12 protein-coding genes are annotated in these 11,741 nt (G+C 55.2%); 8 read left to right on the top strand and 4 right to left on the bottom strand.

Translation table 11 applies throughout. The features are described from left to right. Positions 1 to 2 precede the first annotated feature (2 nt). Positions 3 to 1,145, bottom strand: coding sequence for an efflux RND transporter periplasmic adaptor subunit (locus CHH28_RS18130; RefSeq protein WP_157729998.1), 1,143 nt, complete (start codon positions 1,143 to 1,145; stop codon positions 3 to 5). Between the two features lie 177 nt (positions 1,146 to 1,322). On the opposite strand from CHH28_RS18130, the gene CHH28_RS18125 reads away from it, so the two are divergent. From CHH28_RS18125 to CHH28_RS18110, 4 genes are all read left to right on the top strand, one after another. After that, a complete protein-coding gene (locus CHH28_RS18125; RefSeq protein WP_332881222.1) occupies positions 1,323 to 3,242 on the top strand; it encodes an ATP-binding cassette domain-containing protein in 1,920 nt (639 codons plus the stop codon). Further along, complete coding sequence (locus CHH28_RS18120; RefSeq protein ID WP_094061643.1) at positions 3,239 to 3,727, top strand: hypothetical protein; 489 nt, start codon at positions 3,239 to 3,241, stop codon at positions 3,725 to 3,727. The genes CHH28_RS18125 and CHH28_RS18120 overlap by 4 nt, the downstream gene beginning before the upstream one ends. Positions 3,728 to 3,884: 157 nt before the next feature. Then, on the top strand, positions 3,885 to 4,586 hold the full coding sequence (locus CHH28_RS18115) for a bactofilin family protein (protein ID WP_094061642.1): 702 nt from the start codon (positions 3,885 to 3,887) through the stop codon (positions 4,584 to 4,586). 217 nt (positions 4,587 to 4,803) lie between these two features. After that, positions 4,804 to 6,009, top strand: coding sequence for a hypothetical protein (locus tag CHH28_RS18110; RefSeq protein ID WP_094061641.1), 1,206 nt, complete (start codon positions 4,804 to 4,806; stop codon positions 6,007 to 6,009). A gap of 22 nt (positions 6,010 to 6,031) precedes the next feature. Here the strand turns inward: CHH28_RS18110 and CHH28_RS18105 are convergent, their stop codons facing one another. Continuing rightward, the gene (locus CHH28_RS18105; RefSeq protein ID WP_094061640.1) at positions 6,032 to 6,562 is read right to left on the bottom strand and encodes a glycine cleavage system protein R; all 531 of its coding nucleotides are present in this window, start codon (positions 6,560 to 6,562) and stop codon (positions 6,032 to 6,034) included. 217 nt (positions 6,563 to 6,779) lie between these two features. Here CHH28_RS18105 and CHH28_RS18100 point away from each other — a divergent pair, with 217 nt between their 5' ends. Together CHH28_RS18100 and CHH28_RS18095 are read left to right on the top strand one after the other, a co-directional pair. Beyond that, complete coding sequence (locus CHH28_RS18100; RefSeq protein ID WP_094061639.1) at positions 6,780 to 8,075, top strand: homoserine dehydrogenase; 1,296 nt, start codon at positions 6,780 to 6,782, stop codon at positions 8,073 to 8,075. 61 nt (positions 8,076 to 8,136) lie between these two features. After that, positions 8,137 to 8,871, top strand: a complete 735-nt coding sequence (locus CHH28_RS18095) for a sulfite exporter TauE/SafE family protein (RefSeq protein WP_094061638.1) — start codon at positions 8,137 to 8,139, stop codon at positions 8,869 to 8,871. Positions 8,872 to 9,029: 158 nt separating this feature from the next. On the opposite strand, the gene CHH28_RS18090 is transcribed toward CHH28_RS18095, so the two are convergent. Continuing rightward, entirely contained in the window at positions 9,030 to 9,635 is a 606-nt protein-coding gene (locus CHH28_RS18090; RefSeq protein WP_094061637.1) for a phosphoribosyltransferase, read from the bottom strand. An 89-nt stretch (positions 9,636 to 9,724) separates the two neighbouring features. On the opposite strand from CHH28_RS18090, the gene CHH28_RS18085 reads away from it, so the two are divergent. Together CHH28_RS18085 and CHH28_RS18080 are read left to right on the top strand one after the other, a co-directional pair. After that, the gene (locus CHH28_RS18085; RefSeq protein WP_094061636.1) at positions 9,725 to 10,294 is read left to right on the top strand and encodes a phosphoribosyltransferase; all 570 of its coding nucleotides are present in this window, start codon (positions 9,725 to 9,727) and stop codon (positions 10,292 to 10,294) included. Positions 10,295 to 10,370: 76 nt separating this feature from the next. Continuing rightward, positions 10,371 to 11,306, top strand: a complete 936-nt coding sequence (locus CHH28_RS18080; RefSeq protein ID WP_094061635.1) for a LysR family transcriptional regulator — start codon at positions 10,371 to 10,373, stop codon at positions 11,304 to 11,306. Positions 11,307 to 11,332: 26 nt separating this feature from the next. Here CHH28_RS18080 and CHH28_RS18075 read toward each other — a convergent pair whose 3' ends face one another. Beyond that, entirely contained in the window at positions 11,333 to 11,722 is a 390-nt protein-coding gene (locus CHH28_RS18075; protein ID WP_094061634.1) for a bacteriohemerythrin, read from the bottom strand. Positions 11,723 to 11,741 lie beyond the last annotated feature (19 nt).

Raw genomic sequence — 11,741 nt, 5'->3', positions numbered from 1 at the left:
CGTTACCCCGCAGTCAGCGCTGTTTGCTTGTTGGTCTCGTCAGTGTGCTGCTCGCCAATTTGGGTGGGGCTGTCGTCGCTGTGAAAGACCGGCTCTACTTGCTCACCGTATTCAACAAAGCCCTGACCGACGGTAATGATGTCGGCGCGCTCGCCCAAACCGTAAATCCAAATGCCGCTGTTATCGGCTTTTAACAAGTTAATCGGCTGGAAGATCACCTGATGCTGTTCATTAATGCCCTTTAACCCCAGGCGGCCTTCGTCATCCAAAATGAGCAACGCTGGCGAAATGTAGTAGGCCTGAGTTTCTGGCTGTGGAATGTGCAGCTTGGCGGTGAGGCCGCTGGTCATATTGCCCGACGGGTTAGCGACTTCCATTTCAATGGGGAAGGTGCGCGTTTGGGCATCGGCTTCAGCGGCGATAAAACGAATCACGCCTTCCACTCGGTCACCATTGACCAGCTCGGCGTAGGCGCGATCACCAATATTCACGTGGCCGGCTTCGATTTCAGCAACTTGCCCTTTGATCAGATAGGGCGAGAAATCGAGCACTGTTACCAGAGCCGTGCCGTCTTGCACGAAGTCGCCCACTTCGACCGAACGTTGATCAACGATGCCATCAAACGGTGCGCGAATTTGGGTCGCATCCAGTTGCAAGCGTGCGTTGGTCAGCTCAGCTTCGGCATTGGCCAACATGGTTTGTGCACTGGCCAGCTCGGCGGCATTGGCCAGACCTTGCTGGCGCAGTCGTTGGGCACTTTGTGCTTCTAACTGGCGCTGTTTCAGGGCCGCTTCGGCTTGTTTGACGCGTGCTGGCCAATCGCGGGCGTCCAATTCAAGGATCAAATCCCCTTGTTTGACCGGCTCGCCCTTTTGACGATGAATGGCAATGACTTTGGCTCGCACTTCGCTGCGAATATCGACTCGACGATTGGCGGCGGTACGGGCCGAGACAGTGATTTCACGCCCCATGGCTTGGCCTTGCATGCGCTCCACCTGCACGCGAGTCAGGCCTTGGTTCATCACCAGCGGGCGAGGGTTGGTAAATTCGGGTTCTGGTTTGAGGGTGCCCAGTAGCATCCACACCACCATGGCAATAAACAGCGCAATGGCCGCCAGGTGCCCTTTGTTGAGTCGTATCGTCATTATTCTGTGTCCGTCCATTTGCTGGAAAGAGAAGTGGGGCCTGCATGATAGCCGCTGCTCGGCCCAAATAGGCGCTTCAGTAAACAACAGACCGTTGCATATGCCAATGTCAAAAGTCGCCGTTCGCCTGCCTAACGGCACTGACGTATACTGCTGCGCCTTACTGTTTTGGAACAGATGTCAAAAGTCATGGTGTTGCTGCAATTAAAAGGCGTTGAGCTGGCCTTCGGTGATCATGTCCTGCTGGATAAGGTCGATTTAGAAATTCACTCCGGTGAGCGCGTGTGCGTGGTCGGGCGCAACGGTGCGGGCAAGTCAACGCTGCTGAAAATGTTGCAAGGCGATGTACTGCCTGACGACGGCAGCATTCAGCGCCGCGACTTGCTGCGCATTTCGACCTTGCAACAAGAGCTGCCTCAGGCGCACGACACGCCGGTGTACGACGTGGTGGCCCAAGGTCTCGGCGACGTCGGTGAACTGATTGCGCAATACCACGATGAAACCCTGCTGGCAGATCAAGCTGACCTGGCCAAGCTGGAGCGTTTGCAAGCGCAAATCGAAGCGGCGGATGGCTGGAGCTGGCAGCAAAAAGTTGAGGCCATGATTGACCGGTTAAAGTTGCCGGCAGAGACTTCTTTTGCGCAACTGTCGGGCGGTTGGCAGCGCCGGGTAATGCTGGCGCGTGCGCTGGTGGTCGAGCCCGAGTTGCTGATTTTGGACGAGCCCACCAACCACATGGACGTGGCGACCATCGAATGGCTGGAAGAACAGCTGAAGCAGTTTAACGGCACCTTGGTGTTTATCAGCCACGACCGTGCCTTTGTGCAGAATCTGGCAACGCGCATCATTGATCTCGACCGTGGCCATGTGTACAGCTGGGACGGCGACTACCAGAGTTTTCTGCAGTACCGCGAAAAGCGCTTAGAAGACGAAGCGACACAAAACGCGTTGTTTGATAAGCGCTTGGCGGAAGAGGAAAAGTGGATTCGCCAGGGCATCAAAGCACGTCGTACGCGCAATGAAGGCCGTGTCGCGCGACTGAAAGAGCTGCGCGTTGAGCGCAAAGAGCGACGCGAGCTGCAGGGCAGTGCCAACCTCAGTCTCAACAGCGCCGATGCGTCGGGTAAGTTGGTGTTTGAGTTAGAGCAGGTGCGTTTTGCTTGGGATGACAGCAAACCTCAAGTGGCTGGCTTTACCACCAATGTGATGCGCGGCGATCGCATCGGTTTGGTGGGCCCGAATGGGGTCGGCAAAAGTACGCTATTAAAGTTACTGCTGGGCAACTTGCAGCCGCAGTCAGGACGTCTGAAGGTGGGCACCCGCTTGGAAGTTGCGTATTTCGATCAGGCCCGCCACCAGCTAGATGAAGATAAATCCATCGCCGATAACGTCGCCGATGGCAAAGACCACGTCATCGTCAATGGCAATAGCCGTCACATCATTGGCTACCTGGGCGACTTCCTGTTTTCTGGCGAGCGCGCTCGCACGCCGGTGCGGGCATTGTCGGGCGGTGAGCGCAATCGCGTGCTGCTGGCCAAGCTGTTTTTGAAACCCTGTAACCTGTTGGTGATGGACGAGCCAACCAACGATTTGGACGTCGAAACGCTAGAGCTGCTGGAAGAAAAGCTGGCGGAATACGACGGCACCTTGCTGCTGGTCAGTCACGACCGGGCGTTTATCGACAATGTGGTGACGCAGCTGTGGGTGTTCAGCCCAGGCGGTGATATCGACGAGCATGTTGGTGGTTACAGCGACTGGTTTGAGCGCACCAAGCAGCAGCGCCAACAACAGCAGCAACAGCAAAAACAAGCGCAACAAAAAACAGCGCCTGCGGCCAATGCTGCCAGCCAACCGGCGGAAGCGAAAAAGAGCAAAAAATTGTCGTATAAGTTGCAGCGCGAGCTGGACGCTCTGCCGGATCAGATCGCGGATGCTGAAGAGCAGCGCGATGCCTTGCTGGCAGAAACTTCGGCGGCGGATTTTTACAGTCAGCCCGGTGATTATGTACAACAGCAATTGGCGGCGCTGGCACAAGCGGAAGAGCAGCTGAATCAGCTTGAGGAACGTTGGCTGGAGCTGGAGGAGATGAACTCGTGACGGTATGGCTGATACCGCTGGTGATCATGGCCATCATCGGCTCAATATTTTGGCTCAAACCCAGCAAGCGTGATCAGCGCTTGGCCACGCTGCGTTTTGATGCCATTAAAGCCGGGCTACAAGTGCGTCAATTTACTTTTAAACCTCAGTCGGAGAAAAACGGCGTGCGCGACGATGTCACGGCCACGTCGTACACCCTGCAGGCGCCGGGAAAAAACAAAGCCGGCGAGCTGCAGTATCGCATCGTATCGCAACCGGCTTGGGACAATGACGGCTTACCAGAGGGTTTGTGGTGGGATACTCAGCCCAATGCTGCAGCCCGGCAGCAGCTGCTCACATTGCTGCACGAGCACTGGCCGCAGTTGCAAGACGATCTATTGATGCTGGAAGCCGATGAGCGCCGCGTGACCCTAATGGTCAGCGAGCGCCCCTCCGCCAGTGCGGCGAATTATCAGGCTTTCTTGCAGGCATTTTTGCCGCAATAACGCCTGTTGAGGAACGAGTTAACAAAACCACAGTTGGCGCAATAAAAATAACACCAACTTACATCCCCCTGCCTATACTGGAAGTTGCTTTTGCGTGGCGCCACTGATCACTCAGGCTGCGTGACAGGTATTAAGGACAGTCAACCTAGGGGGAATTATGGCCAATCCACTCGACCCGAAAGGCGCCGCTGACGGCGACAACAAAAGCTACACTTCGGGCGTGACCAATTACAGCACTGGTTTGCCAGGCGCCGCCGCGTCGGCACCGGTCAGTGCATCAGCCAATACCGCAAATACCGCCAGCGACAGCAGTGCCAACAAAGCACCCGCCAATCACGGTGATGTGTCGGTGGTGGGCAAAAAAATCAGTATTCGCGGTGAGCTGGTCGGCAGTGAAGACTTGCATATAGAAGGCTCGGTGGAAGGCACCATCCGTATGAGTGGCCAGAATCTCTCCATTGGTCGCGAAGGCAAGGTGAACGCCAATGTGCACGTGCAAAACATCGTCATTGATGGTTCGTTAACCGGCGATGTGCTTGCAGAAGAGCTGATCAATATTTGCAGTACCGCCGTGGTGAAAGGCAACTTAATCGCCCCGCGCATTCAACTGGACGATGGCGGTAAGTTCCGTGGTTCGATGGATATGGTCGATACCAACGAAGAGCTAAAAGAGCGACGCAGCGGTTTTCAGGACAAGCTGGTGCATCCGCACTTGCCCTCGAGTGATACCAAACCCGTAGAGTCTAAATCCAATGCACGGGTGGAAAAAAACGCTGCCAAAAATACGCCGGACAAACCCCAAGACAAAACTCCGGAGCACAATCCCGCCAACGCCGGTAAAGTACCACCAAAAGGTTGAGGCGGATGGCTCGGTGACTGGGTGATTAACTGGGCGCGCGCTTTGCGAGCGCCTAAGTTGATTCCTCCAGTTTGGTTGGGCGGACTGAGATGATGACCGCTTAGCAGCTCTCAAACTGGTGACCCTCAACTTAGCAGCACTCAAATTAGTGGCCTTCAGCTTAGCAATCTTCAAAGCCTAGATGGCGTAACGCCGATAACAGACACTGGGAGGTGTCATGCAGCACTACTCACCAGAGCTGGCCGCTCTGGTCGAGCACCACCTGACTTCTGGCGCACGTGTTCTGGACTTGGGGTCATCCACCACTGGCACAACACAAGTGTTACTGGCGCGCCAATGCTCTTGTTATGTCGAAGACCTGCCGGATTACCTCGATCAGCTACAACCTGACGACGACCCCATCGCCGCGTTAGATCAGCATTTGCTACCCAAAGGCAAAGACATGCGGTTTGACTTGGTGCTGTGCTGGGACTTGCTCAGTTACATGAGCACGGAGGTGATTGCGCACCTATTTAGTCAGCTGGCGCCTCATTTTCATTCGGACACCAAGCTGCATCTTTTACAAGCTAAAGGGCGCAGCCCTGCCAGTCGGCCGACGACGTTTCGCTGGTTGCAGGACTTTTGCTTTGATTGCCAACAGGAAGGTGACGTTGAGCTACCGAGCTGGCGCCACACGACGTTAATGTTGCAGCGCAGTTTGCAGCCTTTCACTTTGGTGGAGCTGGCGCTGCAAGGGCAGGGCATGAGCGAGCATTGGTTGGAGTATGTGATGGCCTTTGATGCCCGCGCGGGCGATAAGCGTTTGCACTCAGTTGCTGCGCAGTCTGCTCGCAGCGTGCGTGAGTCCGCAGGGCAGGCGATTGCACTGCCGCTGTTGCAGCAAATGTTGCAGTCATTGCCGCCGCAAGCTGCGGCGTTGGACGGCGGGCGCAAAACTGGGCGTCAGTTACAGGGGCTGCATCAGCACATCGATACCCTGTATTTGGAAGACGTATTGGCATCCGTTGCTTGGCAGCATCATCTGAACCCTGATGACGACAATAGCCACTTTAGCCAGGCGCTGTTGCGCTATCGCGAAGGGGTGCAGTTGGATGCAGTGCTGCTGTGGGATATTCCCAACTATCTCAGTGAGCAACAGCGGCAGCAGCTGCCATCACTGCTGCAACGCATCATGAAGCCGGGGGCGCACGTGCATTGTTTATTGATCAATCGCACGGGGCTGCCGAAAGTGCCGGTGGCGATTGATGTGATACAAGCGGATCAGTGTGAGTTATCGGGCGAGGCGGTGGGGGAGCTGGTCGCCCCACCGTTATCGACCATTTCTTTGCTCAAGCAATGGTCGGAACTCACTCTCAGACGCCATCAGCTGGGTACTCTGGCTAACGGCCTGACTTACCAAGAATACTGGTTTGTGTGGATGTAAATCGTGCCTTGTTAAGCGCGTGTTAGTGGGCTGCAACCGCACCCAGCTCAACCATCAAATCATCGGACAATGCTTCCACCGTCGACTGCACTTCGTCGAGCTCCATACCATTTGGAACGCGCAGCAAGGCTTGTGCTCGAAACAGCGGCACGGCCGACATTTCAGCGCTGTCGCAGTTTGAGGTGAATTCCAGCACGTTCACATGAATATTGGCCAGTGCTTTGGAGACTTCACGCACAATGCCTGGACGGTCGTTACCGACCAAACTTAACTGCAGATCCTGCGTGGTGCGCTCATGTGGGGTATCGCCGTTGCCGGTGGATTCGGCGTTGACTTGGATGCCGCTTTCCCGCAATTCCGCTAAGGCGGCAATCAGTTTTACGCTGTCATTCTCGCTGACATTCACACGCACGATGCCAGCAAACTTGCCAGCCATATGTGCCATGCGGCTTTCTAGCCAGTTGCCCTGATGGTCACTGACAACGGCAGCGACCTGCTCAACAATACCCGGTTGATCATCGGCGATGACGGTCAGTACCAACGAAATAGTCATAGTCTTTTCCTTATGCTGAAGATGGCTTGGCAGCCTGCCATGAAGGTAACACAACCATCGGCGGATGGAATCCTGTGCCGAGCGCTGTTGTTGGTTGCAGAGGCTGGGGCGTCGAGGTTGGGTCGTTGTCATGCGCCCACCAATGTGTGATACATTGCCGCATTCATGGCCTGAATAGCATTCGGGCAATTGATCTGAACTCTAAGGAGACGCGACGTTGAAACCGGTAAAAGTAGGTATCTGTGGTCTTGGTACAGTCGGTGGTGGCACGTTTGGTGTGCTTACTACCAATGCGCAAAACATTACCCGCCGGGCTGGTCGCGACATTATTGTTGAGCAAATTGCTACTCGTCAGCCAAATCCAGATTACGACACCAGCGCGTACAAGCTGACCGATGATGTCTTCGCGGTGGCACAAAACCCAGAGATCGACATTATTGTTGAACTGATTGGTGGCTACGATGTGGCCAAAAAGCTGGTACTGACAGCGATTGAAAACGGCAAGCACGTGGTCACCGCCAACAAAGCGCTGATCGCAGAACACGGCGCCGAAATCTTTGCTGCCGCTGAGGCCAAAGGGGTGTCGGTAATGTACGAAGCGGCCATTGCTGGCGGTATTCCGATTGTTAAAGCGCTGCGCGAAGGTCTAGCCGCCAACCGCATTAACTGGCTGGCGGGCATCATTAATGGCACCGGCAACTTCATTCTGACGGAAATGCGCGACAAAGGCCGTGACTTTGCCGATGTGCTGCAAGAGGCGCAGCAACTGGGTTACGCCGAGGCGGATCCTACGTTTGACGTTGAAGGCATCGACGCTGCTCACAAGCTGACCATCTTAGCCTCCATCGCTTACGGTATCCCACTGCAGTTCAGCCGCTGTTACACCGAAGGCATCAGCACCATCACCACAGAAGATGTGCAATACGCTGAGGAGTTGGGCTATCGCATCAAGCATTTAGGTATCAGCTGTCAAAGTGAGCGCGGCATCGATCTGCGTGTGCATCCGACCATGGTGCCGGCCTCGCGTCCAATCGCGAATGTTGATGGTGTACTTAACGCGGTGATGGTCAACGGCAATGCCGTCGGCGATACCATGTACGTTGGTGCCGGTGCTGGCGCGGGCCCAACTGCATCGGCGGTGGTTGCTGACATCATTGATCTGGCGCGCTCGATGGACGCCGACAACAGCGCGCGTGTGAATCACCTTGCCTTCAACACGATTGAAGATGAGCAGGTGCTGCCAATTGAAGACATCGAGACAGCGTACTACTTGCGTATCCAAGCACTGGACAAGGCGGGCGTATTGGCCAGCGTGGCCAGCTTGCTGAGTGAGCGTGGCATCAGCATCGAAGCCATCATTCAGCGCGAACCGGCACCGGGTGAAGAACTGGCGCAAATTATTTTGCTGACTCACCGAGTGCAGGAAAAAGTTATGAACGATGCCATGACGGCCATCGAAGGTCTCAATAGCGTGGTCGGTCAGTTGACGCGCATTCGGGTTGAGCATCTGTAAGCTTTTTACTGTCTATGTTAAGCGGGCTTATAGCCCGCTTTTTTATTGTTAGGACATTACTATGGACGCTCTGCCACTGTCGCTGTTACAGCTGTTGTTGGCGAATCTGGCCATTGCTGCGGGCGCTTTGCTGCAAGGCGTCGCCGGTTATGGCATCGGCACCTTGTCGGCGCCGCTGTTGTTTCTGATTAGTCCCGCGCTGGTGCCTGGTACCTTAACCATGAATGCCATGGTGCTGACCGTGTTGATGCTGGTCCGCAATCGCACCAGTTTAGGGTTTGCGGCCGTGCGTCACGCCATGCTGGGCGCTGCTATCGGTACCTTGGCGGCGGCGGTGGTGCTGACGCGACTGTCACCGGCTGGCTTTGGTTTGGCATTTGGTGTGCTGATTTTGCTGGCGGTGGGGCTGAGTGTAGCGGGTTTAAAACCGGCGTTGAATCAACGTAACAGCATACTGGCAGGCGGTTTGTCTGGCTTTATGGGCACCATCACCGCTGTTGGTGGCCCACCGATTGCCCTGATTTATCAGCGCCAACCGGCCGAACTGGTGCGGGCCAATTTGTCGGCGTTTTTCTTATTTGGCAGCGCGACCGCCTTTCTTGGCTTGCTGATGTCTGGCTTTATTCACCAGCTCGAAGTGACGCTGTTTTCGCTGACTGTGCCGGGTGTATTGGTTGGGTTTTGGCTGTCGGGGCGGCTGTTGCATCGTGTGCCAGGCGGCGCACTGCGTCCTCTGATTTTGACCATTGCGGCGCTGTCTGGCACTGGAGCGATTGTACGCTCGCTGTTGGCTTAGCGGTTTGCGGCAGACGTGCGCTGCAAGCTCGGATAAAGTATTGCTCAAGGCGCACAGCCGTATATGGCGGCGCCGAATTCACTAAGGCCGTCAAATCTCACCAAGCCTTCTAGCGGCTTCGCATCTGTTCTAGCGGCTTCGCACCTGTTTAAGTTGCCTTATTCAGCGCCGCTGTCGTCTTTGCTTTCAGTCAGCAAGGCAGGCCTAAGCAGGTCTGCCATAAAGGGTTTGTGCTGTTCGACCTCGGTGCGGCTTAGACCTTTTAGCTCGTAGGGAAATACCAACCAGTCGTTGGTATCGTGCAAACAGAAGTCGGGCGACATATCAGTGCGGTTATGACTGGAGCGCTGATACAAGGTGGCCACTTTCACTTGCTCTGGCATGTTGCGCTTGAGCTTGCTCTGTAAGCGATTGATCACGGCGCGAATGTTGTAACCTGTGCTGAAGACATCGTCGACAATCAGCAGACCGTCGTCATGGTTGAGGTTTTCCACCAGGTATTGCGTTCCGTGAACGCGAATGTCCTCTGGGTTTTGTACCATGCTTTGATAGGCCGGAAGACCGCGATACGACGTGCGCAAGGAAATGTGGTCGGTTTTCACCCCCAATGTCTGCAGGCATTCCTGCACATAAATGCCGACGGAGCTGCCGCCGCGCCACAAGCCGACGATAAAGGTGGGACGAAAGCCGCTCTCAAAAATAGAGACAGCCAGACGGAAAGAGTCTTGAATCAGGGTTTCTTCGTCCAGAAAGCGTTTTTGCATAGTGGCGTACCAGTGGGATCAAGCGTGTGAACCGGTTATCATACACCACTGACCAAGCGGTCAGCTAATTGCAATGCCGGAGATTGTTTATGAGCGAAAAACTCTATCTGACTGCCCAAGGGTTGTTGGAAGATTCCTACCGTTTGGCGGCCCAGGTGCTGGACAGCGGTTTCAGACCAACCTTTATTATCGCAGTCTGGCGCGGCGGTGCACCCATCGGCATTGCAGTGCAAGAGTATCTCGATTATCACGGCATTGAAACGGACAACATCGCCATTCGTACCTCGTCGTACTACCCGGACATCGACAAGCAAGCCAAAGAGGTACAAGTGTTTGGCCTCAACTATTTGGTCAAAAACGTCACCCACGAAGATCGTCTGTTGATTGTTGACGACGTATTTGACAGCGGCCGCTCAATTGAAGCCATCGTCAACGAGCTGCAGCGCCGTGCTCGTTTGAATACGCCGCACGATATTCGCGTCGCCGTGCCGTATTACAAACCGGCTCGCAACAAGACCGATCGTGTGCCGGATTACTACCTGCATGAGACCAGCGCTTGGCTGAAGTATCCGCATTCGCTGGAAGGGTTGAGTGCTGCTGAAATTGAGGCGGGTCGCCCTGAGCTTTACGACATCATAAAAGATCATCTCCCTGCATAACTTCAGTTTATGTCGGCCATCGACTTGGTGAATGCGTGCGAAATAGGGATAATGGCGCCCCGATCGGAGGCGCTGAATGAATATTGATCGAATTGACTTAAACCTGCTGGTGTATCTCGATGTGTTGCTGCGTGAGCGCAGCGTCACCAAGGCCGCTCAGCTGCTGGGCATCACCCAGCCGGCGATGAGCAATGGTTTGCGCCGCCTGCGCGAATTGTTTGGAGATCCCATTCTGGTGCGCACATCCGAGGGCATGACGCCGACGGAGCGCGCGCAAGAGTTGCAGCCGGTCATTCGCAAAGCGCTGGGTGAGCTGGAGGCGGCGTTGCAGCCGCTGGAAGAATTCGATGCCAGCAGCAGCCACCGGGTGTTTCGCATCATGGTCAGTGACTATGCCGAATCGACGCTGGTGCCTGAGCTGGTTAAACGTCTGCGCACGGAAGCGCCGGACGTCATTCTTGATGTGCTGACGCCCTCCGATGTGACCTTTAAAGATGTTGAAGCCGGACGCGTCGACATGGCCATCAACCGTTTTGATGAAATGCCACAGTCGTTCCATCAGATGACTCTGTGGGAAGACGGCTTTGTGTGTTTGGTGAATCCGGACCACCCGTCGGTGGAGGATTTTGACCTCGAAGCTTACGTTGCCAGTAAGCACATCTGGGTCAGCAAAACCGGCATGGGCGCCGGTGTCGGCATCGACCCGGAAAAAGTCATTCGCCTGGGCTGGGTTGATAACGCCCTGTCGCAGTTGGGGTATAAACGCAAAATCTCCGTGTTTACTCGTCACTACCAAATGCCAGCGTTGCTGGCGTTGAATAACGATCTGGTGGCGACCTTGCCGCGTAAAGTGGCGGAAATGCAGGCACGCTCAACCTCGTTGTTGGTAAAAGAGCCGCCGTTTCAGATTCCGCCGTTTGAATTAAAAATGGCGTGGTCGCCGCTGCTGCAGCACCACCATGCCCACCGCTGGCTGCGCCGCACCATCGTGGATGTGGCGCGCGCCTGTTAAGCGTTAGTTCCTATCAATGTAAATTTTCAGGCGGCAGAATGCTGGTGGCGTTTGAGCCAGTTGACCGCCTGACGGTCAAAGCGGTCGATGTGCTGCACAATGGCGTCGGGCAGTTGGTCGGTCAGAATCTCCAGCATTTCGTCCAAATCGCCGCTGTTGTAAGCACGCTCCACCAAGGCTAATAAACGCTGATGATCGCTTTGATGTTGCTCTGCTAGGGGAAGTGACAGAGCGGTTAAGGCGCTGTTTTCTTGCTGAAAGTGCTGTTGCATATAGTGCTGCAGTTGCAACAGCTGGCGCCGCGCCGGTCGCCCCATAAAGGCTTCGTATTCGGCTTGGTTGACCAGCCGCACCAGCTCATCGTGCTCACGGTTGACTGCCTCGGAGTCCAGAACTGGGCACTCGTTGTATTCCATCGCCAACACCCCGCTAGTT

Origin of the sequence: Bacterioplanes sanyensis, from assembly GCF_002237535.1 — a bacterium.
Taxonomy (GTDB): domain Bacteria; phylum Pseudomonadota; class Gammaproteobacteria; order Pseudomonadales; family Oceanobacteraceae; genus Bacterioplanes; species Bacterioplanes sanyensis_A.
Note: the sequence above shows the minus strand (reverse complement) of the source record. Positions and strands in the feature narration are given on the sequence as shown.